Below are 25,682 nucleotides of genomic sequence, written 5' to 3'. Positions count from 1 at the left end.
TAGATATTCATTTAGATGATAAGTTGCGATAAATCCAAACCTTGCGCTTGACCTGCCTTTGACACTCTCAACTGCACTTGGCGAGCTTCAATGTTGTTAACATCGCTTACACTTTGAGTCATATCAATGAATAACGTAGGCGGTGGCAGATAGCTATCAGCGCGGCTAGCCCATTCGATGATGACTAACGCCTCAGGCTCATCCAGATACTCGTCAAATCCAATAAAAGACAACTCTTCTGGATCTTGCAAACGATATAAGTCTGCATGATAGACTGGCTTGGTCGAACCATCTTTTCGATGAATACTATAAGGCTCAACCAAGGTATAGGTTGGACTTTTTACCGCACCTGTATGACCAAGCGCTTGTAACCAATAACGCGTTAGTGTCGTTTTACCAGCACCCAAATCCCCAGCCAGCCACACGCTGCCTGTTAGCGGCAATGTCGCTAATTGCTCAGCCAATGATTGAGTATCTTGCTCAGAGTTTAATATCAGAGTCTTTAAGTATTTGCTATTTTCTATAGATTGACCATCACACATCAGACTGAACCTGCTCTGTCTGTACCTGCATGGTCACAGTTGGATTGGTAAAGCTTTCACCGCGAATCAGTTTGGCATACAGCTCAGAGTCAGTCCACTCAGCACGAACCTGCTCACTGAATTCAAAATCTTCTAAGACTAGCTGACCCATTTGATCGTTTGCAACATCATCAGCAAAACACTGCGCATACCCTGTCGCCGTCTCGTGAGCAATTACTGAGTACACGCTGACATCTGCTTCACCATTTTGCATTTGTGTCTGACGTAGTATTTCTTGTGCCCAAAAGAATATTACTCGTGAAAACTGCTCTGCTGATGGTGAAACTGGCAAGCTTATCCAACGTGCGCTAAATTTCTTACACGCTGCGACATACTCAGGATCATCTTTGTTCCAAAAGCAAATAGCATGATCAAAGCTATCAATAATGTCTTTGATAGAAGACTTTAATAGACCAAAGTCATAAACCATTTGCCCATGGTCTAAACGAGTGGCCTCAAGGATCAGCTCGATCTGATAGCTGTGACCATGAATCGAGTGCTTGCAACGCTCAGAACTACAGTTACGAACGATGTGAGCATTTTCAAATTTGAATAGTTTACGAATACGCATAATAATTTGACCAAAACAGTAAGCACTATGGTGCTAAATGTTAATAAATAAGAGTTTGCCGCGTTTATGAATCGGTTTATGGTTCATTATAGCAAATCGCCATGTATTCGTAAGTAAGCACTTATTAATACAATGATTGATTGAACGAATCAATTGATAGACTAGGACTAACCGTATTGAAGTTGCTCGTCATTCTGCACAAAGAACACTTAGCGAAAACAATAAAGGGGTTGAATGATAAGTGAATCGTAGACGAATTGTGCGAGCGCTATCTATTACCAAAGCTTAAGCCTATACTCTATTCAGTAAACAGCTATGTTAGCTGTATTCACACTGTCTTAGATTCGCTTAACTTGGCGTCAAGAGTAGTGTGCTGTAAAAAAGGAAACGATGATGAGCAAAGGTCAAGATAGTAAGAAGAACGTTAAGAAAAAGCCCCTTTTGACTGCTAAAGAGAAGAAAGCTGCCAAACAAGCCAAGAAAGACGACAACGGTAGTATTTTAGGCAAACATTAATAATCAATACATCAATATGCCAATCTGACCTAACCGTTTGATTGGTATTTTTTTGGTTCGTCATTGGCCTTTAGCTAAGCACTGTCTTTAATTGAGCTTAGGTTTTTATTAAGCTCCGCGCGGCGCAAACATAATAATCGCCATTCCTAATAGCGCAACTACCGAACCCACTATATCCCACATGGTTGGTCGTATACCATTGACCGTCCACAACCATAAAATCGCCATGCATATATAAACACCACCATATGCAGCATAGACCCTGCCCGCAGCAGTCGGATGTAATGACAGCAGCCAAACAAACGCAACCAAGCTCAGCGTACCAGGTATCAGCAGCCAGATTGACTTGCCTTCTCGCAGCCACAGATAAGGCAGATAACATCCTGCAATCTCAGCCAATGCAGTAAGCGCAAATAACCCAACCGTCTTTAATTCTGTCAAAACTTACCACTCCTCATCTACTACTTTTCTAATCTGCTAAAACCAGCCAGGTATTGTACGGCATTCCCCAAAATAATCATCCCATCTCTGTCACCACTTATAAAAAGCTATTTTTTCTAACATTACAGTCAAAATCACAGTAAAATCTATCATAACAAACAAACCTCCTAGATAACCGTCTATCGAGGCCATACCGACATTGTAAATAGGAAGTTAGCATCATGATGCGTATTGGATTATTTTTATTAACCAACTTAGCAGTGATTTTGGTATTTAGCATTGTGTTTGGTATTCTATCGAGGTTTTTTGGAATCGGTGGTGTACACAGCGCAGGTGGTATTAACTACTTTAGCCTTGCTGTTATGTGTGGTATCTACGGTATGGTCGGTTCGATGGTGTCGCTATTTATATCAAAGTGGATGGCTAAAAGATCCACTGGTACGGTAGTCATAGAATCGCCACGCACCGCTACTGAGCAATGGCTAGTCGATACAGTCGCCAAACAAGCACGAGCCGTAAATATCGGTATGCCTGAGGTTGGTATTTTTAATAATTCGCAGCCAAATGCCTTTGCGACTGGTTGGAATAAAAATAAAGCACTGGTAGCGGTTTCGTCTGGTCTACTACAAAATATGAATCAAGATGAAGTCGAAGCGGTACTGGCGCATGAGATTGGCCATGTGGCTAACGGTGATATGGTAACCCTTGCCCTCATTCAAGGGGTCGTAAATGCCTTTGTAATGTTCTTTGCACGTATTGTAGGCAGTTTCGTTGATCGTACTGTGTTTAAAAATACCAGTGACCGCCCAGGTATTGGTTACTTTATTACGAGTATCGTAATGGATATCTTACTTGGATTTTTGGCATCTGCCATCGTGATGTGGTTCTCACGCTTACGTGAATTCCGTGCGGATCAAATGGGCGCAAAATTGGCCAGCCGCGAAAAAATGATTAGGGCGCTTGATGCGCTTCGTCCTTCTGCACAGCGACCAGATCAAATGCCTGAGAGTATGAAAGCATTTGCGATCTCATCAGGACAAACGCAAGGCTTTAGTATTGCCAACCTATTCCGTTCACACCCAACGCTTGATGACCGTATTGCGGCGTTGAGAGAATATAATCCTAATTAATGACAATCGATTTAAAACCAACTTGCTACTTGGTAGCAGGTTGGTTTTAAAAAAATACTTTATATAGAAAATTAGAAGTTAGAGTATGAATACTCAGTCACTATCATTTTATTTAGTAGTAAAAGGCTAAACATTAGCGCTAGTTTAAATAAAAGAGATACTACTTCTTTTCCTTAGACGGAAAAAGCGATACCAAACCATCTCCTATGATTCCTCGCCAAGCAAAGTAATCATGTCCTGCAGCATACTCTTGATAATGTGTATCGTACCTTTTTGCCAATAAAACGTCTCGCAGATGACGATTGGTTCCCAATATACCGTTGCTACCACTTTTACCACGAGCCGTTTCAAACACGCCTGCGCTCAAAAAGAAACGAACGGGTGCCTTATCCATTTTTATTACCTCAGACGCTACGAAGTGTTTATCTTCTGCTGTCTGATCTTTTGGATGCCACCAGTAAGACCCAGACATAGAGATAACATTGCCAAATATGTCGGGGTGACGTAGTGCGATAGTCGTCGCTGCTAAACCGCCATAACTTGACCCTGCAATGACCGTTCTATCCGTTGGTATCGCTACTGGCAATCGTTTATTTATTTGTGGTACTAACTCATTGGCCAATACATCTGCAAAAATTGGGTTGGCAGGTAATTCACGTGCACGGGCATCATTGTCAGGATTGCTAATAAACACCGCTGTCACTAGTGGAACCTTACCTTCTGCAATCAAATTATCTAAAATCGTGGGCAATCCAACCGTATCAATATAGGCTTCAGCATCAAAGATATATAACAGCACCGCATCATCTTTACTATTCTCCTTGTTGTTATTAACAGTTGGGGAGTAAATGGTGATATCGCGAGTATTATCCAATGTACTACTAGTAAATTTAAAGGTAGACAACGCTCCTTTGGGAACCTCTGCCTGTCTTTTTATCCAACGCCTATTTGGTGCGTCTTTTAACGTAATAGTAGATTTGGTTGTGTACTTATCAGTGGCTGAACGTGGCCATGAATGGTGATTATAAGGATCAACTTGAGCCACGGCTTTTATGGCGACTCTACGAGCAAACTCAGACAGAGGTGGCTCAGGGATATTAGGGGCAATTTGATAGGATAAGTGCGTGTTGTTTGGCACAATAAAACTTTTGTACCATGTATCAGAGTCTACCAATCGTTGCAATGCATCATGATTGGTGGACGGGCCACCCATTAACTTGACATTGCGATAGTCTCCTCGCGCTAAAAACGTCATCACAGTGCCCAAAGCTGTGTCTTCAATCAGCGGTGTACCTAATACTTCCACTTCCGCCCAAAAGCGATCTGTACTCTGCCCTTTCTGCAATGACTCAAGTAATGCCGATACTCTGGGGCTGAGTAACGTGTCAGAACTGTCTAGAGAATTTCCTAAAGAACCTTTTAAATCTTGCTCTGCTAAACTAACACGTTGTTCGAGCACTATCTGATAAGCACCTGAGCCAGACAGTCGCCAGGTCTCTGCACAGTTTTCGGCTACTGAATAGAAGTGTTGTTTGCCACTTTTATTATCAATCAAACGGCGCGATACTTTTCCTGTGGCATCGATAACATCTAGCGTCATCATACTTCTATCACTCTCAACATATCCGGTTAGATAATCGCCTGTATCGCAAGGAACGCTAAAATCTAATGACTTATGCTGTGGCTTGATATCAGCGTTTTCCCTGTTGGAATGATTTAAATCGCCTTTTAAGGGACTTTCAATCGTTAGCATCGTTGCCTCCGAACCAAATGCAGGAAATGACGCCGAATATAATAAAAAGGTAAAGCCTGCTATGGCCCATTTCTTCTTAGGAAGAAATCGTATGTATCTCATTCACTACTCCCTCTTTTATTCACTGACAAACATCTAATTTCTACCTTTACAGAATATCTAGCGAATGATACAAAAGTGAAATACTACCTTATTTTTAATATAGATGATATTGAAAATCATTATCGTTTGATAATTTATTCTGTATAATTAAATAGACAATGACAATTTATTTTTCCTTTATAAAATAAAAAGCCCACCTGACTCAATTAAAGTCAGATGGGCTTTTAGAATAGATATGATGACTAACTAAATATCAAACTCAAGCGCTCTGTCACCTTCGCTATCTTTGATACGCGTTGGCAGACCAATCTTATTTAGTAGATTGATAAATGGCTTAGCATCTAGCTCTTCGACATTGACCATCTTGCCTGCATCCCATTCGCCAGTTGCGACCAGTATCGCAGCAGCAACAGGCGGCACGCCTGCGGTATAAGAGATACCTTGGCTACCAACTTCGTTGTAAGCATCTTTATGATCTGAGACATTGTAGATAAACACTTCAGTCTCAACGCCATTGATCTTGCCTTTGACTTTGTCACCAATGCAGGTCTTGCCTGTATAGTTCGGTGCAAGTGAGCTTGGGTCTGGTAGTACCGCTTTAACGACTTTCAGTGGTACAACTTCTTGGCCTTCAGCCGTCATAACTGGCTGCTCAGACAGTAGTCCTAGGCTCTGTAAGACAGTGAAGACATTGATATAGTGCTCACCAAAGCCCATCCAAAAGCGAATGTTTGGCACATCTAGATTGGCTGACAATGAATGAACTTCATCATGACCGCTTAGATAGCTGTTTTGTACACCCACAACTGGCAAATCGTCCGTACGTTTGACTTCAAACATTTTGTTAGACTGCCACTTGCTGTCTTGCCACGAGTAAACCGTACCGGTGAACTCACGGAAGTTAATCTCTGGGTCAAAGTTGGTCGCAAAGTATTTGCCATGGCTGCCCGCATTGATATCAATGATATCGATATCCGTCACAGATCCTGCATCCATCATGTCATAGCCAAGACGCGCGTAGGCGTTGACCATACCGGGATCAAATCCTGCACCTAAAATGGCAGTGATATTGTTGTCTGCACAGCGCTCTTTACGTTGCCATTCATAGTTGTTGTACCACGGCGGTGTCTCACAAATCTTACGTGGGTCTTCATGAATAGCCGTATCTATGTAGGCAGTACCTGTCTCAATGCAGGCTTCTAGTACGGTCATATTGATAAATGCCGAACCAACATTAATGACTATTTGTATTCCAGTGTCTTGTATCAGCTGCACAAGTGCTTGGCTGTCCATCGCATCAACTTGATGCGTATGCAAGACCGCAGCCTGCTTAAAGCTGTCTTTTTCTTTTACACTTTGGGCGATGGCATCGCATTTGTCTTTTGTACGTGAGGCGATATGAATCTCACCAAGCACATCATTGTGCAGCGCACATTTGTGCGCGACCACTTGAGCGACACCGCCTGCTCCGATGATCAGTACGTCTTTTTTGTTGGGCTTAGCTTGTTGGTTTGTGTTCAATGAACAATCCTCCTTTGTGTCCCTGTCGATACCATTGATAGCGGCTATGCAAAACAGAAACGAGTGAATGATATGCGTGAATTAAAAAGGAAGACCGAGGAAAACCCACGCACCCGTCGGGCAAATAATACTCCATTATTTGCCCGACGCGATTATAACAATTTTTATTCCCTTATCGGTAAAAAATAATGTATCAATAGCAGATACCTTAAAATCACCCGTTATTAAGACTAAGCCTTTGTTTTCTAATGTAGAAAAGTCTTAGAAATATCGCGTTAAGACAAGCTGGCTTTATAATCTTGATAATCAAACTCGCGCTGGATATCGATACTGCCATCCAACCGGCGGATGACAATCGCTGGCATGTTGACCCCATTAAACCAATTCTTCTTCACCATCGTATAACCAGCAGCATTGCCAAAGGCAATCTGATCGCCTATCTGAAGCTTACTCGGTAATGCATATTCACCAAAGATATCACCTGCTAAGCAAGAACGACCATAGATAATGGTATGGTCTGCCGACTCAGCATCAGCTTCAGACGGTGCAGCTTCTGCAGGATTGCCAATAGGCGCAATATCGGCAGCTGTATGGTTAATCGCAGCAATCGGTGCTGACTCACGATAAATCAATAGATCAAGCATATGCGCTTCAATAGAAGCATCAACGACTGCTAGATTTTTTTCATTATGCATGGTATCTAATACAGTAGTTACCAACGTGCCTGCACCATGAATACTGGCTTCACCTGGCTCAAGATACACTTGCACGCCATAGTTTTCGCTAAACGCTTTCAAACGTGCAGCTAGCTTCTCTAATGGATAATCAGGCGCGATAAAGTGGATACCACCGCCCAAGCTCACCCATTCAAGCTGCGCTAAGATATCACCAAATCTTTCTTCGATATCAGCCAAGCTTTCACTAAAGGCTTCAAAACTGTCATTTTCGCAATTGTTATGAATCATGACGCCAGTGATATCGCCAAGTACTGCTGCGATTTTATCTTTATCGTGCTCACCAAGACGGCTAAATGGACGCGCAGGATCAGCAATCAAAAACGATGAGTTGCTGGTCTTTGGATTGAGTCGTAGACCTACAGGTATATTTTGCTTGGCAGCTTGCTCTCTAAAAGCAGTTAACTGTGAGATTGAGTTAAAGATAATTTTATCCGCATAGTTCAGTACTTCAGGGATTTCATTTGCACTATAGGCGACGCTATAAGCGTGCGTTTCTTTTCTGTCGCTGCTACTGGCATCATCGTTATTGCCAAAGGTTTCATAGCCCAATCTGACTTCATTAAGTGAAGACGAAGTCGTGCCATGCAGATAAGGCTGCATCACATCAAACACGCCCCATGTGGCAAAGCATTTTAGTGCCAATAATGCTTTTGCACCAGATAGCTCACATAGCTTAGCGATGATTTTCATATTGGCAACGATAGCCGCTTCATCAAGCACGTAGTAAGGCGTTGGTGGCAATGTCGCGTTGATAGAATTCTCTAGATTTTTTGCATTCATAATAGATTACCTAATAGACACTCTGCTGTTGGTATCTTGACAGACAGATATAAATATTTGCGCTATAGTAGACTAAATTCATCATAATTAGAATATCTTATGGCACTCTCAACCGATTATTCCACCTCAGCCAGTCGATCCCATTCATCACAATTGGATCCGAAAAACATAGATTTGACTTATCTAGATCCTGATGCGCGTGCCGTGTTGGATTTTTGGTTTGATAAAAACAATGAAGCTTACTGGTTTGAACAAAACGATCGTTTTGATAAGCAAATACAAGATAAGTTTGGCGGCATTTGGGAAGCAGCGAAACAAGGCGAATGTGTCAGTTGGCGTATCGCAGAGTCTTCATTGGATGGTAATAGCTCGATAACGGCGTTGGCAGGACGCTTGGCAGAAATTATTGTGCTGGATCAGTTTTCACGCAATTTATGTCGCGGACAAGCAAATGCATTTGCGCAAGATGGTATGGCATTAGCACTCGCCCAAGAAGCCATTCAACAGCCTTATTTTGATACTCTACCGATGCAATGGCGTAGGTTTATTATCATACCGTTTATGCACTCCGAGTCGGCCATGATTCATCAGCGTTATCTACCACTATTTGAACAATTAGATGATGCAAACACATTAGACTTTGAACATCGTCACAAACAAATTATTGATCAATTCGGGCGATACCCACATCGCAACGAGGTACTAAATCGCGACTCAACCGAAGATGAAAAGAACTTTTTAAAACAGCCTAATTCATCGTTTTAGGCCACATTTCTAGTATTGTACGAAGATAATTAAAGTTATTACACAAAAAATTATTACATAAAAAGAAGGTCTGAATCATATAACTGGTTCAGACCTTCTTTTTTACGATAAATATTTAGAGAGTATTAAATACTTATTAGTAATTTACCTTACCAGTAGTAAACGTAAATGACTGCTGCTCTAATGTTTTATCGTCAACCAAAATATCAAAGCTGACCTTATATTTGCTATTGCCATAAAGTCCACAATTACCCCCTTTATTACTACCTGACTCACAGCTTTTGAGCGCATCCGTTAATGGCAAAATAAATGCTTCATTCGTTGGTAGTGCATAATTCGTACCTTTGTACGGATCATTATCAGAATCAAGCAGTTGAATCGGTACATCTATATTGCGCTGCACATCTCGGAATTTAACGTTACTCACTTTAACTTTATCAGCGGATGGCATATTGACATAAACCGGCTGTCCGATAGGATCATTACGCAAATTACGCCCAGAGCCTCTGACTGGATTTGGGGTTTCGTTGTAAAGTGCAGTAACTGTCCCCGTCACATCTTGACATGGGTACGTAAAAACACCTTCCAGCGTTTTATTTGCCGTGGTTTTTGTCCCTGCAGCATTGCTTACCAAAACATAGCCTTTGTTGTTAGCAGCATTTTTACTACTAGGCGTATAGGTAACCACTCCTGTTCCTACTACACCTGAGGTTGGCAACATTAAAGAGCGTAGATGATAAGGCGCCGACAACAACGACTTTGCCATAGAGCTTGCCACGGCTTCTGTACTCAAAAAATTGCCTGCCGAACTGTAATAGACAGACTGGGCAATGTTTTCAGTAACGCTATATTGCGAGTTGCCATAATCTGCATTGATCAATCGATCTGCCAGATCTAATCCACTGAAAAAAGGATTGTTAGAACCTGTCACACTAGCAATATCGCTGATTTCATTTTCGAAATGCGCGTTAAAGCTGGTTGGTGAGCTATTAGCAAATACATGTTTAATATAATTTGCGTGTTGAATAGCAATATCATCTAGTTCTGTATCAACGGATAGACCATTTAGACCACAGCTGGTTCTTGCTAGACTGAACTGATTATTTGCACTTAATGCTGCTTGTACATTGTTCTCAGCTGACCCATTGCCACCAGCGTTAGGAGCACCACCACTTTGTTCAGTTGGTGTCGCTATAATCGGAGCAGAAGTAATAGGTTCTGACGTGGTTGGCTCGGCAGTTTCATCACTTTGTGAGTTATCTGGTGTATTAGCAGATGTAGAACTACTATCGGAATCACCGCCTCCGCCGCACGCGCTGAGAAATATGGTTAAAAATAGCACTGCCGCAAGATTTTTCTGAGAAGTATAAGAAGTCATCGCTCATCCTATAAAATAATAGCCTGTTTGTGAAAAGCAATGAGAACCAAAATCAGTTACAGGTTAGTTAGTAATTGATTTAACAGTGTTTTATTTCAATATAATGTCTATTGTATTACAGATTATGAACTTTTGCTCATTATTTTATAAAAAACCTGCTACTCGCTGATTGCAGGTAACAGGTTTCTTTTTAGGTCTATAGATTAACACTATGCTTAGGCTATTTTTAAGGCAAAAATATTATCTATAAAGCACGATTCTTTTGTATTTGCTATACAGTCACTTTTTCATGATCACGTTTCTATAGTCGCTTTTTTATGGCTACTGTATTTCTAGCGCTTTTCTTACTGGTGCGAAACTACGTCTATGCGTTGGCAAGACACCATGTTTTTCGATTGCTTCCATGTGCGCACGCGTCGGATAGCCTTTGTGTTTGGCAATACCATATTCCGGATATTGAGCATCCAGTGTATACATCGATTCATCACGACTTACTTTTGCCAATATACTGGCCGCTGCAATACTAGTATGACGCGCATCGCCTTTTACCCATGCTTGACAGTCAATTGCAAATGGCGCTACCTCCAAATGTTTAAAGCTATCATAGTTCAAGTCAGGGCAACGATTTCCATCAAATAGCGCTTCGATCTTTAATTGATCGAGCGACGTGCTTTTATCATTTCTAGTGGTCGAGAATTTTTTAAAAATCACTTCTAGCAATGATTCAGTACATAAGCGCATGCCAAGCATCGTTGCTTGCAAGATATTCACCTGGTCGATCACTGCTGCTGGTATATCAGCGATGATATAACCGATAGCATGCTGCTGAACCAATGGATAAAGGATATCGCGCTTTTTTTCACTCAGTTGTTTGGAGTCTGTCAGTATCGACAACGGCGTGTCTTTAAGCGGTTGTTCCTCAATCAAACCTGACCAAGTCGCAGGTAATATTGCCGCCGCCACATTGACACTACCTAGTAATGGTCCGCGCCCTGCTTCATCAACGCCGATTTGTAGTATTGATTGCTCCGTCTCTTGGTTATCATTAGTCAGATATTGAGTAAGCAATTCAGCGGTATTCATTTGCCCATATAAACGTATGGGCGCTGCTAACTGAACATATTGTCCTTTAACATCAATATGCTCGATATTAATATCAATTACTTGAACTGGGCTTTCTGTACTGTGTTGAATATACATAATATTAGAAGGTCTTTCTTGTTTAATTAGGATTGACGGTATCGGTATTTTGGATAAACCACTGTTCAATCACGCTGTTTGCAGGCTCATGGTTGCTTTGCTGCTGTAGCGACTGCTTTGTCACTAGTAAGTCGTGTAATTGCTCGGCATAAGCGCGTGGTTGCAGCAATCGCATTACGGTGCGGCAGATATTGTCACCGCTCGCCTGCTCTTGAATCAGCTCAGGTACGATTGGCGCATTAGCCAATATATTAGGCAATGCCACATATGGTACTTTTACCAGACGCTTGGCTATTTGGTAAGTCAGCTGATTTAATTGATAGACCACTACCATCGGACGTTCAAGCAGCATTGCCTCCAGCGTTGCTGTCCCAGATGCCAGCATCACAATATCTGATGCCGCCATGGCATGTTGGCTAAATTCTGGCTGGGTATCATCGTAGACCACTACAATTGCTGCACGTAGCTGTTCTGAGCGTTGGTCGATCACTTCTTGCACAATATATTGATGGTTTTGATCGACCGTTGGAATAATAAAGCACAGCTTAGGATCTAACAGGATTAACTTTTGGATGCCATCAAGCATCAATGGCAAAATGGCTGTAATTTCACCGCGCCTAGAGCCTGGCATCACACAAATAAGCTGACTCACATCATCAAATCGTTCGATGAAGAACTGCTGCAACCCATCATTGTCCCAGACCAACTCACTGCGACGTTGATTGATTGGTGTATCTATCAACGTCTGATCAATGGTTCGTAGCAATGGATGACCCACACAGATCGCCGGATGGTTATGTCGCTCATAAACTGGCAACTCAAACGGGAATAAACATAGCACCAAATTGGTCGCTGCTTTAATATTATGGATACGCGACTCGCGCCACGCCCAAATAGAAGGACTGACGTACTGCACACAGAACACGCCTTGGGGCTTTAGTTTTTTGGATACTCGCAAATTAAAATCAGGCGCATCAATACCGACGAACCAATCAATATTGGCAGCCTTAAATGCGCTCAGTAGCTCGCGGCGCGCTTTAAGCAAATCTGGTAGCTGCGACATTACCTCAACCAGACCCATCACTGCCAAACGCTCTAATGGGAAAATACTCTGTAGCCCTTGCGCATGCATCTTCGTACCGCCTACGCCTACCCAGACAATATCATCACGTAGATTATTCATTTGCCGCATAAAATCTGCGCCTAAGCTGTCGCCAGATACCTCACCTGCGACGATGCCTATCACTAGCGGCGTAGCATTTATCTTTGCTACTTGAGAATCCGTCTCGGCTTGATGAATGAGGTCAGTATGGTGATGAGACGTAGCAGAATCTGTCATGACAAGCTCTCGATATTAGAAATACACAAAATAAAATAAACCGTTATTATAAAATATAACGTAATAAATCAGCGATACGAACTCACAGATAATGTGCGCACTCATCCGTACTGTTTTAATGCCACAGTTTGGGCCACCCATCGCTAATGTTGCTATCATACTTGACGATGATACAAATAGCGAAATTCACGCATAAAATCTGAGCGTTATGCATCAAAAACTCAACCAACTCTTATTAATAGATAGAAAAACCAAATGCTAAACGTGCATTTAGAACGTCAAATATCATGCTAAGTCTCTATAAGTATAACTAAGTTTTAGTTTCCTCATTCCAGTTATCAGTCAATTAACTGCTCGACTACCCTTGTCAACCAACACTTTTGTCCGCATAATGATTATTCCTATAAATCAGCTAGACGATATATAACCATGACAACATCAGTTACCCATAATGCAGATATTGACGACGTGAATATTGAAAAATTTATTCCTTTGATTACCCCCGCCGAGCTAAAAGCCGAGCTGCCTCTGTCAGACGACGCGTATAACACCGTACTAAAAGGTCGTAATACTATTCAAGATATCTTGGATGGTAAAGACAAGCGTTTGTTTGTGGTCATTGGCCCTTGCTCTATTCACGATATCAAAGCCGCTCACGAATATGCCGATCGTTTAGCCGTATTGGCAAAAGAAATCGAAGACAGTGTATTTGTGGTCATGCGTGTTTATTTTGAAAAACCTCGTACGACGGTTGGCTGGAAAGGCATGATCAACGACCCTGACATGAATGACAGCTTTGATATAGAAAAAGGCTTGCGCACGGCTCGTAAATTGCTACTTGATTTGAATGAAAAAGGTCTACCTTGCGCGACCGAAGCACTTGATCCAAATACGCCGCAGTACATTCAGGATCTAATCAGTTGGTCAGCCATTGGTGCACGTACCACTGAGAGCCAAACGCATCGCGAAATGAGCTCTGGTTTATCATGCCCAGTTGGCTTTAAGAACGGTACTGATGGTGGTATGACAGTTGCTGTAAATGCCATGCAAGCGGTTAAAGAAGGTCATAGTTTCTTAGGTCTATCGTCAGATGGTAAAGTCTCTATCATCAAATCTAAAGGTAATCCTTACGCGCACGTGGTACTTCGTGGTGGTAACGGTAAACCTAACTATGATGAAACTGCGGTAGCCCAAGTTGAAAACGAGCTGGCAAAAGGCAAAACCAATAGCAAGATTATGATTGACTCAAGTCATGCTAACTCAGGTAAAGACCCTTACCTACAACCGATGGTTATCAAAAACGTCGCCGAACAAATTCAAAATGGCAATAAATCAATTATCGGTATGATGATTGAGAGTCACTTAAAAGGCGGCAATCAAAAATTGACTGCTGATTTAAGCCAGCTTGAGTACGGCAAATCTATCACCGATGGTTGCCTAGATTGGGATAGCACCGTCACAGCACTACGTGACTTACGTGATATGGTAAAAGATGTGCTACCAAATCGCTAATAGCTATCCACGATAATTTATCGTCGAGCAAACAATAAAAAGCCCCTTGCGCATCAGTGCGAAAGGGGCTTTTTATTTATGAACATTCTATAAGAAACACTCTATTCTAAAATTTGATTAGCAATGACCAGCAACGATACATGTTTCGTTAATTGGTCAGAGCTAGCCTTATTTTTACATTAGTATTTTTATAACATTAATATTGCATTTCAATGCATATTGCACTGCTCTTAATTAACTATTTGCAGCACCTAACACGCTCTCTAAGCTTTCGAGCACATGCTTAGATGAGACATTCTTTTGTAAATCAACCAGCTGCTCATGCGCCATTTGACGACGAGGCTCAGCCAACGTATTCCAGCGGGCCAGTACTTGCAATAAGCGTGACGCTAACACAGGATTGGCATCATCTAATTTTTGAATCACGCCTGTATACATCTCTAAACCTTCTGCCGTCCAAAGTACCGTCGGTTGCGAGCTAAAAGCGCTGATAACTGAGCGGACACGGTTAGGCGTATTCCAATCAAAGTCCGTGTGCGTTAGTAGCGACTTGACCATATCAGGTGTCACATCGTCGGCGGCAGCTTGGACACTGAACCACAGATCGATAACCAAATCATTTGCTTGGAAACGCTCATAGAAGTCTGCTAAGTACTTATCTGCACCTGTCAATTGATGATTGACCATGGTCTTCAATGCACCAAAGCGCTCAGTCATACAGCTCGCATTGTCATACTGCTGCTGTGCCCAGTCTGCTGCATCATCCACATTGGCCGTCAATGCCATATCGAGTACGACATTACGCAGCGCACGAATGCCTCGAGCTTCAGCGCTATCCTCATAAGACTGCATTGGCAGGTTTTTGTAAAGCTCAGCCCATTGGCCTTTTAACTTATCAGCCACTTGCTTGTATAGCCCATCGCGCTGCTCTTTAACCAACACTGGATCGTAGTCTTTAGAAATAGCAGAAGCCAGCTCTTGCGCTGATGGAATATCAAGCAATCGTGCCGCTAGCATCGCATCATCAGCTGCTAAGACAGGCAGTGTCTGCGCTAATGCTTCTAGGTATACATCAGGGCTGCTCTTCGTACCTTGGCCTTGCAGCAAAATACGATTTACCAGCATTTGAGTTACTTGCCAGCGGTTAAACCCATTGGTTTCATGCTTAAGCAAAAACGCTAAGTCTGCATCTTGATAGTCATAAGTGAGCTGGACTGGCGCGCTAAAGTCACGTAGTAATGACACAACAGGCTCGCTCGCTATATTTTCAAAGACAAAGGTTTGCGTCGCCTCGTCAAGCAATAACATACGCTCAGCGACGATAGCGCCTGAGTCTTTATCAAACAATGCCGTTGCTACAGGTATCGGCAATGGTTTTGGTGCATCAAAGCCTTTAACATGGCGTGTTTGCTGATTCAAAGTGATGATCAGCGTCTGTGCTGCGCTATCATAGGTTTGAGAACCTGATACCACTGGCGTACCAGGTTGACGATACCAATCAATGAAATTCTCGATTTTGTCATCAGTGATACTAAGTGCTGATAAAAAGTCCTCAACCGTTACCGCTTGTCCATCATAGCGACGGAAATACTCATCTGTTCCTTTGCGGAAATCATCTGGCCCTAACGTATTAGCAATCATGCGTACAATTTCAGCGCCTTTCTCATAGACAGTCGTTGTATAAAAATTATTAATCTCAACGAAGCTCTCTGGACGTACTGGATGCGCTAATGGGCCTGCATCTTCGCTGAATTGATGGGCACGCAAGGTCGCTACGTCATCAATACGCTGTACCGCGCTTGACTGTTGGTCTGCTGAGAATGACTGATCACGGTAAACGGTAAAGCCTTCTTTTAAACAAAGCTGAAACCAATCACGGCAAGTAATACGGTTACCAGTCCAGTTATGAAAGTACTCATGAGCGATAATGGCTTTTACGCTAAAACTACGAGCATCGGTGGTCGTTTCAGGGCTAGATAACACACAAGCGGTGTTAAAAATATTCAAACCTTTATTTTCCATTGCACCCATATTGAATTGGCTTACCGCCACAATCATGTAGCGATCTAGATCGTAGGCTCGCCCGTAATTGACCTCATCCCATCTCATCGCATCTTTTAGGGCTTGCATACCGACATCACATTTATCGATATCAGCAGACTTGGCATACAACTCAAGCAAGACTTCTCGACCTTCGCTAGTCGTATAAGAATCTGTCAATACATCTAAATCGGCAACCACACAGGCAAATAGATAGCTTGGTTTATTAGTTGGATCGTGCCAGATGGCATAATGACGGTCTGGTGCATCGGCTACTTCGCCTGCTTCGACTAAGTTACCATTGGCCAACAACGTCGGATAGCGCTTATCTGCTTCAAGTCGCGTGGTAAATATCGCCAACACATCAGGGCGATCAGGATAAAAAGTAATCTTACGGAAACCCTCTGGCTCGCACTGAGTCACAAACATCGTGTCGTCACCGCTACCGGCCATATATAAGCCTTCAAGCGCCGTATTGGTCTGCGGACAGATACGTACTTGAATATCTAAAGTAGCTCGCTCAGGAGCATTATAAATCGTCAGCTTACCCGCTTCCTGCTGATAATCCTCAGTGGTCAGTGCCTTACCGTTCATCGTAATCGTTAGCAGCTCTAATGACTCACCAAATAAGACGATATCCCCTGCCGTTTGACGTACCATCTCAAGCGTACTGTCTACCTGCGCGTAGTCTTCAAACAGTTTGATATCTAAATGTACCGTATCGACATCAAAACTTGGTTTGGTATAGTCTTTTAGATTAATCTTGCTTGGCGCATGGGGCGGCACATCTGGCATTTCAGGATTGATGATTTGTGCATCAGTTTCAGCAGTAGACATATGGTGTCCTATTATTATCGTTGATTTGGTTATAAGTTATTTTTACTAGGGGTGAATAATATAATAATGAGTAATATCATTTCGCTATTTGCAGAAGGCTTTAGTGCAAATAAAGACTTAGTCTCTAGGCTAACTAATCAGCTAAGCGCATAGTAAGCTAAGCACATAGACAAAGCTTCGCAGTGATTAAGCTAACTTTTATTACTAAATTGATTTTCTCATCAAGCTTATAGCTAGATTGACCTAAATCGCCAAATTTCAAGTATGTAAAGTAAGATATCGTCGGTTCAAGATGATTTAAATATGAAACATACGTTATCAATTGGATAATGTCGTTGAAAATGATTTAATAGTCGTACTGATGACCAATCATTTAACTAACGGCTTATTATATGACAAAAAATACGGTGAAACGCGCAGACATTACCCTACCTTTACTTATAGAGTATGTTGACGCGCTACTACCTTCATTGACGACTCAGACAGAACTGTCACCTGAGCATAACAAAGATAATAGTGAAGCATTGTGGGTAGCACATAACCATGCCGACTTATTAGCACTACAAGCACAACTTGACGATACTACATCTACTAATAAGAACACTGAAGCGAAGCTGAACGCACAAAAATTATCAACGTTATCAGATCTTGCTAAACAGCATGTACCTGATCGTTATGAGCTTGCTTGCTTTTGGCTGCCTACCTTGTCAGAAGAGCTGACTCAACACTATGTGCCGCTACTGATGCGCTACCGTGACCTGTATGCCGCGCATTTGCTTATTGCATTGGACAGCTCGATAGATTTGAAACCTTATGGCTTTACGCCATTTGATATATTAAGTGAGCCATCTCTAAATATTGATGACATTCAATCTATTACCTCATCAACCGTTACTGCAACGCTTTGGCAATTTAACCTATATGATTACAAACAACTGCCGAATTGGCTCAATGCTGACTACTGGGCCAACCCTGAAAACTGGGGCAAGCACCGCTGGTAATACGCTCGATTTTATCTATCGTAATTTACAGTAAAAATACTTACATAAATTAACATTTAGTATATTATAGATAGAGATTGCCTAAGTTTTATCGGAAGCAGTTTAAAAAAACAAATTTAATTAAAATTTTAGGAGCTCGTCATGTCAATCAGTTTTTCTAAGATCGCTGTTCTTGCTGTACTATCAAGCGCTGTTGCACTGACCACTGGTTGTGCTACCAAGCGTTCTACCTCAGAAGTTGTCGTTGCCCCGCTAGGTATTCCAGGTGGACAAGTTGGCTACAATGGTGCGGTTATCGTTGATAACTCAAACGCTGTCATTACTGGCGCTGAGAATATTCAAGCAGTGGTCTACTTTGCCTTTGATAGCAGCGAAATTACTGCTCAATCAGCGAGCGTCCTTAACCAACACGTAAGCCTGCTAAATTCAAACCCAGCAGCGACTGTCGTTATCGCAGGTCACACTGATGAGCGCGGTAGCCGTGAATATAACATGGCACTAGGTGAGCGACGCGCACAAGCTGCTCGTAACTACCTTGCTGCTCAAGGTGTCACTGCAAACAACATCCGTGTGATTAGCTATGGTGAAGAGCGCCCTGCAGCAGCTGGCAACACTGAAGACGCGTATGCACAAAACCGTCGTGCCGAGTTGTCTTACTAAATTGTGATTTAGCGTTATTTATAGAGTTTGATAGTTTAATTAAAGCCCAGCAATATACTATTGCTGGGCTTTTGATATTCTTGACCAGATAATTAAATATAGATTATTTAGACATAGCTATTGAGATATGACTATCTATGAGCAAAATACTAAATACATAGCGTTCAGACTTACACAATTTTATATACTCAATTCTATAATAATCATTTTTGACGACTAGTAATATATGCCGACTTCCAACCTTACCCAGATACAGTACACTCAACTCGACATCACGACATGGTGTGTGACTGCCCAAGTGAGCGAGTCAATCAGTCATTCAGTCACTGGAAGCTTGTGCAATACATCCTCATGGTTGTCATCATGTAATACGTCGTATGAAGACATCATCAAGTTTAATAGCCTAAATTGGCAATATCAGATGGCGACAGCAGTGCCTAAACACTCAGTACCTGCTCTAGCACGTAAACAGCGTCAGCAGCAGCGGCAAGGCGTCAGGCAACTATTGCAAGAGCTGCTCAAAAAATTAGAAATAGATGACACCTTGGATGAGTCAAGCTTTCCCTATCGGCTCGTCAACAGTCAGCATTATGTATGCTTTAGCCATACAGGAACTAATAGTTCGAAGCAAACTACAGAATCGAATCAGACAAATTTTACACGTTTACACAGCAAAATAGCTGTCGTGATCAGTCGTCAGCGTCCTGCTGGTATCGATATAGAGAGTAATAATATTTCGTGGCATGTAGTCAAGCGTTTCTATTCAGAGAGTGAGTTGAGCATTTTACAGGAACTGTCTACAGATCAGCGTGAACGCACTGCCAAACTGTTATGGCAAATAAAAGAAAGTTTTATCAAAGTGAACCAATATACATTAGCTCAAGGCTTGGGTATGGATTACTCTCACCTTATTTCTAGCTTAATCGAGAATGATAAAGAGATTAACTCTACCTCTGTACCCAATGATAGTGAGGATGCTAACTGCCAATCTGTTTACCGCATTGCCACGTTACAATCGCAGCAGACTGTCATCGTTTTTTGAGCAGAGTTTTCTCAGTAAAGTTCAAACCTGATTTTTAGCATATCTTTCAATACTCTATTTTAAGCATAAAAAAACGACCCTAAAAAGGATCGTTTTTTTGTTTTCTACTAATGACAGTATTTAAACTGTGATTAGATTAGAAACGGTAAGTTGCGCCAACTTTAACGATTGGCAACCACTCTAACCAATCTTTATCTTCTAGCTCTTGCTCAGCAAGTTTAGCAACTTGACCCGCATTAAGACCAGAAGGTATATCAGTAACACCGTTAGAAACTCTCACAACATTTTCTGGGTCAGTTGCATTTACTGTAGCATCTGTTTTACCCATGTAAGCTGCGCCGATTTCACCAAATAAACCGAAGTTATTTGTGATGTTTGGACGGAAACCAATAGTAGCGTAAGGAGCTAGCTTGTTACGATGCTCCATAGTACCTTGTAAAGTACCTACATCATCTGCGTTGTATGATACATCATTAATTTTGTAAGTACCGCCTTCAGAGTTAGCAGTTACATCAAAATCGTTGTCTGGAACGATGATACCAGCACCAACTGTGAACCAGTTACCAGTAGGACGTAATTGTACACCTAGGTATGGGTTGCTAAAGTCAGCATCTACATCATAGTTTACGTCGTCTGCATCGAAATCACCGCCGAAAAGGTCAGCTACATCGCCACCTGCCCAACCAGCTTGTAGTTCAGTTTTCTCATTCATTGACCAACCGATATTCGCACCATAACCTAGAGTACCAACTTCAGCGCTAACAGATGCTGGGTTCACTACTTTACTGAAGAAACCTTTAGTACCACCAACAACAGCGCCAGTAGTGTTGCTTACTACACCAGCGTTAGCATCATATGCGTAAGAAGCAGGTTCTGCTTGATAGGCAACAGCAACTGGCTCAACTTCATATGCAACTGCAGCGTTGTCATCAACAACGATAACTGGATCAGCAGCTAGTGCAGCAGTTGATGCTAGAACAGCAGCAGAGATTGCCGTCAATTTAATAAATTTCATAATTATTCTCCTAAAGTGTGAAATAAACCCGCCCATAAAAAACGATGATTGTGCTTTTGTTAAACCATCATTTTGTTGAGGTGATTAAAACAATTCTGACTTAAAAAGTCACCCCTACTGATGCTGTTTTTATTTGCCATTATGTAAAGATTGCATAGGTACTGTAATAATTGCTACACCAATCTGCAAAAATTCGCTTTTATGTTACATAACGTCCTTAAAGTAACCAAACAGCGTAAACATGAGACTTCGCTTGCTTAATGTTTATGTAAGGGTATTGCAAAACATGTCCACATAATTATCTAGAACGCACTTTGAATCAATGACAGTTATATGGCTTAACCTTACCGAATAGTGTGCCTTGTGAGTTAACGTATCTATTGTTACTTATATGAGAAAATCTACACCGATAAATAAAACGATATAAATGATCTCATATAACGCGACTAACGCTTGCCTCAAGCGAATATTATGCTAAATTAGTTGTGATAACAGATTTGTTATAGAACGTCAGTATTGTCACTATTTGTCTTAGTTATGAAAACCTTGTGACGCTATTTGCTCTATTTCTTTACTCCTACTGAGCCATATATATGCCTAAAGTATCGTCGATTACCCGTGTACTAGAAATCATCGAAGCAGTGTCCTATGCTTCAAAACCGCTTTCTCCACTTGAGCTCTCACAGGAGCTAGATATCCCTAAACCGACCATTCATAGATTGATTCAAAATTTGGTTGATGATGGTTTTTTGACTGTTGATATTGGTGGCGGTATTATCCCTGGTAAGCGCGTACGCAATTTGAGCGTTGAGCTCTGGCAGCAACGGTTATTTTTTAACGAACGGCAGATGATTTTGCAAAAGCTGGTTGATGAGCTTAAAGAAACTTGCGGTATTGGCATTCCTTATCATATGAATATGATCTATACCAACCGTGCTCAAACGACCTTACCACTACAGATTTATCTTCCTGTCGGAGCAAAATCACCCATGTGGTGTACAGCGACTGGCAAGCTCTATCTAAGCCAACTATCTACAACTAGCCGTATGAAAATACTACAAGGATTGCCATTAGATAAGTTTACTAAGAATACGATTACTGATATTGATGCATTGAATGCTGAGCTTGATCGTATCGCTGATACTGGCATTGGTATCGACAATGAGGAATTTATCTCTGAGATGGTAGCGGTGGCTGTACCTATCTTGGATAAAAAGCAACGCTATTTGGCCTCACTCTATTTGCATGCACCAACTATACGGGTATCACTCGACGATCTGCTGACTCATGTACCACGCCTACAGAAAGCAGCACAAGACGTTCAGACGCTCGTCTATGATTTGCAAAGCTAATACTATCTATTAGCCATAAAAAAAGGACGACGCTATGATTTTAGCGTAGACCTTTTTCTTTTTAGCAAATGCATTCTCTTAATTAATGCCACCTACTAGTGATACTAAAAATTCTTAATATTAGTATGTTTAAGAATCGGTATGTCTAAGAAAGTTACTTTCAAAAGAGACACAGTCAAGAGAGTCATGCTTAGGACAATAATGAGACATCATGACGTCCGATAATACTAGAAAAGTCTTTATCACCATTCTCTACAGTATGTGAGGCATATAATTCTGTTGCTTTGGCACCCATTGGCGTTTCTACTTCAGTATCTTGAGCCGTCTGCATCGCAAGGTTCAAATCTTTTTGCATCAATTTGCTCATAAAGCCGCCTTGATAGCCATTGCTAGAGGGCACGTTTTGCATGACTTGCGGATAAGGGTTATAAACTTCTAGTGTCCAGTTACGCCCTGAGCTCTGTAGCATGATATCTGATAGCACTTTGGGATCTAAGCCGTTCTTAACGCCTAGATTAATCGCCTCTGCCGTGCCTGCCATCAGAATACCTAGCAGCATATTATTACAGATTTTTGCGACTTGTCCTGCGCCGTGCTCGCCAGCATGAAAGATGTTTTTCCCCATCACAGCAAGTATTGGCTCAGCCTTAGCAAAAGCAGCAGCATCGCCACCGACGATAAAGGTCAAACTACCAGCAGCTGCCCCGCCTGTACCGCCAGAGACTGGTGCATCCAAGAAGTCTATACCAAGCTTACTTGCTGCCTCTGCTACTGTCCTTGCATCAGCTGCCGCTATCGTACTGCTATCAATCACTAGCGTACCTTCATTCAGCTCTACCAGTAAACCATCGGATCCACTTTCCCCTAAGTACACCGAATGCACGTGCTGCCCTGCAGGCAACATACTAATTACAACTTGAGCATTACTTGCAGCATCTTTAGGACTTTTCGCGACACTAGCCCCTGCTTGTGCTAGGTGCTGGGTTGCAACCTCAGACAAATCAAAGACAGATAGCGTGTAACCTGCCTTTAATAAGTTCTCTGCCATTGGCGCACCCATATTACCAAGCCCAATAAAGGCAATATTTGGTTTAGAGTTATTATTATCCATCGTACTTGTATCCTTTGTACCCATCTCATCACTCCTTGATGATTTATGTTGTAGCAATAGCTACATACTATTTAACAGTATTTATTAGTGAGTATTGCTTATTAATGAATGCTGCTATCTTATGTCTTAGCACCCTTCTTTAGAACTTTATAAAATCGCTGACAGTCTTACGTTATAAATTTCTTTTAGACAGTCAGCCGACGTATCGACTACCTAAGGCATCGTTACCCAGCCAATCGCCCAAAGGATGCTCACCTTTTGGATAAGGATTGACAAAATGCTGATCGATATACGCTTGGCCTTCTATGCTTAGACAGTCTGCTAATGAGCGCGACCATTTAGGATTTCTATCTTTATCAATTAATAATGCCCGCACGCCTTCTTTAAAATCAGGATTAGCCGCGCAATGTACTGCGACATTGGTCTCTAAATACAGTACTTGTTCGATCGATAGGTCAGCGACTTTGTGATACAGCGCATAGGTTAACGCTGCTGTTACTGGGCAGCCATGGCGATAAGTGGCGACTGCGCGCTGCGTCCAGCTGTCTGCTGCAAAGTCTTGGTTTAGCTGTGCGAGCGCAGCATCGCTTTGTAGCAGCGCATCGATATCAGCCAGACCACCGCTATTCATCAGTTGCTGAATAGGCTGCCAGTATGTTGCAAGCTTACTATCAGGTAGTTCGGCTACTGGCAGCTCAGCAAGTAAACGGCTGACAATACTATGCGCACTATTGTTATGGCACTTATCTGCACTGCTAGTGTTATCGACTGCCTGCCAGTTGCTCTGTTTGAGACATTGGATAACAGCATCATAGTCATGGCTGGCAACAGCATACTCTGCCAGATTGGCCAATAGCGCATCGCTGCCATTGCACATCGCTCCAGTTAAACCCAAGAACAGCCCAGTCTTAGCAGGCATACGCTGCAAAAACCAACTGCCAGAAGCATCAGGGAACAGTCCAATAGAGACTTCAGGCATGGCAAAACGTGTGCGCTCAGTGACCAGACGATGACTACATCCTGCCATCAGTCCCATACCGCCGCCCATGATGATACCGTCACCCCAAAGTATCAGTGGCTTCGGATAAAAGTGCATTTGACGATAGAGACGGTACTCGTAACTAAAAAACTCAGTAGCATACGGGTTTGGTATTGGCGCATCAGTAGACATGCTGTCATAGAGCTTACGAATATCGCCGCCCGCACAGAACGCTTTATCCCCTGCACCTTTTAATACAAGCGCAACCACTTGCTCGTCCGCTTGCCACTGCTCTAACTGCGCTGAGAGCAATTGACACATATCAACGCTGAGTGCATTAAGCGATTTGGGTGTATTAAGTGTCATGATCCCAATCAAGTGCCCGCAATCTGTCGGCTCAGTATTGAATAACACAGGTGCTTCTTGTTTAGTATCGTTCGTCGCTGTCATAGCTGATGTCATAAAAGTGACCTACAAAATTAAATAATAAAAATGGCTCAAGCGTTTTGACCGCTGTTTATTTGTTTTGCCAATTGGGTTTACGCTTTTCTAAAAAGGCCTGTACCCCTTCGCGCTGATCTTTGGTATCAAACAACTTCACGAAAGCTTCACGCTCATGGATGAGGTTTTGCGCAGGTGGGGTGTCTCTAGCCGCTTGAATAAGTTGCTTGGAATAACTGACAGCAACGGGTGATTGCTTTGCGACTTTTTTTGCTAAGTCCTGAGCGATTTGCAGACCTTCACCTTTTGCAGCGACCTCTTCAACCAGACCGATACGCAATGCCGTATCTGCATCGACCCGCTCACCACACAGTATCATGCGCTTAGCCCAACCTTCCCCTACTAACATAGGTAGATTTTGCGTGCCGCCAGCACATGGCAATAATCCTACGCCTGTCTCTGGTAATGCCATCTGTGCGTGCGCTTCTGCGATACGGATATCACATGCGAGCGCACACTCAAGTCCGCCGCCCATCGCATAGCCATTGATGACAGCGATACTGACACCGCGATAGGCAGACAAAGCTTCAAACGCCTCACCAAATGCAATTGCCATACTTATTGCGCGGCCTTTATCACCGTCTGAGAAATTGTTTAAATCTGCACCAGCTGAAAAGAACTTTTCGCCATCTCCATGCACAATTAATGCGTAGACATCGTCATTAGCATTGAGGTCGGTGATGAGCTGCTTAAGCGCATGCAAACTGTCCATCGTCCATGTATGTGCCAGTGGGTTATTCAACGTCAACGTTGCGGTATGACCATCAATTGATAGCTGTAGATTGGTATAATCTGTCATAAAACATCCTTGTTTCAGT

22 protein-coding genes are annotated in these 25,682 nt (G+C 42.3%); 8 read left to right on the top strand and 14 right to left on the bottom strand.

Annotated features, from left to right (window positions below; genetic code table 11):
* Positions 1-11 precede the first annotated feature (11 nt).
* Complete coding sequence (gene tsaE, locus JMX63_RS06860; RefSeq protein ID WP_201571714.1) at positions 12-542, bottom strand: tRNA (adenosine(37)-N6)-threonylcarbamoyltransferase complex ATPase subunit type 1 TsaE; 531 nt, start codon at positions 540-542, stop codon at positions 12-14.
* Positions 535-1,152 (bottom strand): 6-pyruvoyl trahydropterin synthase family protein, encoded by a 618-nt coding sequence (locus tag JMX63_RS06855; protein ID WP_201571713.1) that lies wholly within the window; start codon positions 1,150-1,152, stop codon positions 535-537. Before JMX63_RS06855 ends, tsaE begins: the two co-directional genes overlap by 8 nt.
* A 393-nt stretch (positions 1,153-1,545) precedes the next feature.
* On the opposite strand from JMX63_RS06855, the gene JMX63_RS14615 reads away from it, so the two are divergent.
* The gene (locus tag JMX63_RS14615) at positions 1,546-1,668 is read left to right on the top strand and encodes a hypothetical protein (protein WP_021815223.1); all 123 of its coding nucleotides are present in this window, start codon (positions 1,546-1,548) and stop codon (positions 1,666-1,668) included.
* Positions 1,669-1,776: 108 nt separating this feature from the next.
* Here the strand turns inward: JMX63_RS14615 and JMX63_RS06850 are convergent, their stop codons facing one another.
* The gene (locus tag JMX63_RS06850) at positions 1,777-2,109 is read right to left on the bottom strand and encodes a YnfA family protein (RefSeq protein WP_101205044.1); all 333 of its coding nucleotides are present in this window, start codon (positions 2,107-2,109) and stop codon (positions 1,777-1,779) included.
* Positions 2,110-2,330: 221 nt separating this feature from the next.
* On the opposite strand from JMX63_RS06850, the gene htpX reads away from it, so the two are divergent.
* Positions 2,331-3,239, top strand: coding sequence for a protease HtpX (htpX, locus tag JMX63_RS06845; RefSeq protein ID WP_201571712.1), 909 nt, complete (start codon positions 2,331-2,333; stop codon positions 3,237-3,239).
* 160 nt (positions 3,240-3,399) lie between these two features.
* Here the strand turns inward: htpX and JMX63_RS06840 are convergent, their stop codons facing one another.
* The 3 genes from JMX63_RS06840 to JMX63_RS06830 all read right to left on the bottom strand — a co-directional run bounded on the left by JMX63_RS06840 (position 3,400) and on the right by JMX63_RS06830 (position 8,132).
* The gene (locus tag JMX63_RS06840; RefSeq protein ID WP_201571711.1) at positions 3,400-5,094 is read right to left on the bottom strand and encodes an alpha/beta hydrolase-fold protein; all 1,695 of its coding nucleotides are present in this window, start codon (positions 5,092-5,094) and stop codon (positions 3,400-3,402) included.
* Between the two features lie 246 nt (positions 5,095-5,340).
* On the bottom strand, positions 5,341-6,615 hold the full coding sequence (locus tag JMX63_RS06835; RefSeq protein WP_201571709.1) for a saccharopine dehydrogenase family protein: 1,275 nt from the start codon (positions 6,613-6,615) through the stop codon (positions 5,341-5,343).
* A 275-nt stretch (positions 6,616-6,890) separates the two neighbouring features.
* A complete protein-coding gene (locus JMX63_RS06830) occupies positions 6,891-8,132 on the bottom strand; it encodes a carboxynorspermidine decarboxylase (RefSeq protein WP_227673268.1) in 1,242 nt (413 codons plus the stop codon).
* A gap of 99 nt (positions 8,133-8,231) precedes the next feature.
* Between JMX63_RS06830 and JMX63_RS06825 the strand changes: the two genes are divergently transcribed.
* Positions 8,232-8,897: a DUF924 family protein gene (locus JMX63_RS06825; RefSeq protein ID WP_201571708.1), complete on the top strand. Its 666-nt coding sequence runs from the start codon at positions 8,232-8,234 to the stop codon at positions 8,895-8,897.
* A gap of 136 nt (positions 8,898-9,033) precedes the next feature.
* On the opposite strand, the gene JMX63_RS06820 is transcribed toward JMX63_RS06825, so the two are convergent.
* From JMX63_RS06820 to lpxB, 3 genes are all read right to left on the bottom strand, one after another.
* On the bottom strand, positions 9,034-10,275 hold the full coding sequence (locus JMX63_RS06820) for a CAP domain-containing protein (RefSeq protein ID WP_201571707.1): 1,242 nt from the start codon (positions 10,273-10,275) through the stop codon (positions 9,034-9,036).
* Between the two features lie 321 nt (positions 10,276-10,596).
* Positions 10,597-11,475: a ribonuclease HII gene (locus JMX63_RS06815; protein ID WP_102094528.1), complete on the bottom strand. Its 879-nt coding sequence runs from the start codon at positions 11,473-11,475 to the stop codon at positions 10,597-10,599.
* 22 nt (positions 11,476-11,497) lie between these two features.
* The gene (gene lpxB / locus JMX63_RS06810) at positions 11,498-12,814 is read right to left on the bottom strand and encodes a lipid-A-disaccharide synthase (protein ID WP_102094527.1); all 1,317 of its coding nucleotides are present in this window, start codon (positions 12,812-12,814) and stop codon (positions 11,498-11,500) included.
* Between the two features lie 429 nt (positions 12,815-13,243).
* On the opposite strand from lpxB, the gene JMX63_RS06805 reads away from it, so the two are divergent.
* Positions 13,244-14,326, top strand: a complete 1,083-nt coding sequence (locus JMX63_RS06805) for a 3-deoxy-7-phosphoheptulonate synthase (protein WP_102078467.1) — start codon at positions 13,244-13,246, stop codon at positions 14,324-14,326.
* 234 nt (positions 14,327-14,560) lie between these two features.
* Here JMX63_RS06805 and pepN read toward each other — a convergent pair whose 3' ends face one another.
* The gene (gene pepN / locus JMX63_RS06800) at positions 14,561-17,161 is read right to left on the bottom strand and encodes an aminopeptidase N (RefSeq protein ID WP_227673270.1); all 2,601 of its coding nucleotides are present in this window, start codon (positions 17,159-17,161) and stop codon (positions 14,561-14,563) included.
* Between the two features lie 434 nt (positions 17,162-17,595).
* Between pepN and JMX63_RS06795 the strand changes: the two genes are divergently transcribed.
* The 3 genes from JMX63_RS06795 to JMX63_RS06785 all read left to right on the top strand — a co-directional run bounded on the left by JMX63_RS06795 (position 17,596) and on the right by JMX63_RS06785 (position 19,906).
* A complete protein-coding gene (locus JMX63_RS06795) occupies positions 17,596-18,204 on the top strand; it encodes a DUF6231 family protein (RefSeq protein WP_201571705.1) in 609 nt (202 codons plus the stop codon).
* Between the two features lie 141 nt (positions 18,205-18,345).
* Positions 18,346-18,864, top strand: a complete 519-nt coding sequence (gene pal / locus JMX63_RS06790; RefSeq protein ID WP_057760480.1) for a peptidoglycan-associated lipoprotein Pal — start codon at positions 18,346-18,348, stop codon at positions 18,862-18,864.
* Positions 18,865-19,090: 226 nt separating this feature from the next.
* On the top strand, positions 19,091-19,906 hold the full coding sequence (locus JMX63_RS06785) for a 4'-phosphopantetheinyl transferase family protein (protein WP_201571704.1): 816 nt from the start codon (positions 19,091-19,093) through the stop codon (positions 19,904-19,906).
* A gap of 136 nt (positions 19,907-20,042) precedes the next feature.
* On the opposite strand, the gene JMX63_RS06780 is transcribed toward JMX63_RS06785, so the two are convergent.
* Entirely contained in the window at positions 20,043-20,921 is an 879-nt protein-coding gene (locus tag JMX63_RS06780; RefSeq protein WP_201571703.1) for a hypothetical protein, read from the bottom strand.
* A 593-nt stretch (positions 20,922-21,514) separates the two neighbouring features.
* On the opposite strand from JMX63_RS06780, the gene JMX63_RS06775 reads away from it, so the two are divergent.
* The gene (locus tag JMX63_RS06775; RefSeq protein WP_201571702.1) at positions 21,515-22,273 is read left to right on the top strand and encodes an IclR family transcriptional regulator; all 759 of its coding nucleotides are present in this window, start codon (positions 21,515-21,517) and stop codon (positions 22,271-22,273) included.
* A 190-nt stretch (positions 22,274-22,463) separates the two neighbouring features.
* Here JMX63_RS06775 and mmsB read toward each other — a convergent pair whose 3' ends face one another.
* The 3 genes from mmsB to JMX63_RS06760 form a co-directional block, all read right to left on the bottom strand.
* A complete protein-coding gene (gene mmsB / locus JMX63_RS06770; protein WP_227673267.1) occupies positions 22,464-23,384 on the bottom strand; it encodes a 3-hydroxyisobutyrate dehydrogenase in 921 nt (306 codons plus the stop codon).
* 193 nt (positions 23,385-23,577) lie between these two features.
* Positions 23,578-24,825: an enoyl-CoA hydratase/isomerase family protein gene (locus tag JMX63_RS06765; protein ID WP_227673266.1), complete on the bottom strand. Its 1,248-nt coding sequence runs from the start codon at positions 24,823-24,825 to the stop codon at positions 23,578-23,580.
* A 55-nt stretch (positions 24,826-24,880) separates the two neighbouring features.
* Positions 24,881-25,663 (bottom strand): enoyl-CoA hydratase, encoded by a 783-nt coding sequence (locus tag JMX63_RS06760; protein ID WP_201571699.1) that lies wholly within the window; start codon positions 25,661-25,663, stop codon positions 24,881-24,883.
* Positions 25,664-25,682 lie beyond the last annotated feature (19 nt).

It is taken from the genome of Psychrobacter nivimaris, from assembly GCF_904846365.1.
In the GTDB taxonomy this organism is placed as follows: Bacteria; Pseudomonadota; Gammaproteobacteria; order Pseudomonadales; family Moraxellaceae; genus Psychrobacter; species Psychrobacter nivimaris_B.
Note: the sequence above shows the minus strand (reverse complement) of the source record. Positions and strands in the feature narration are given on the sequence as shown.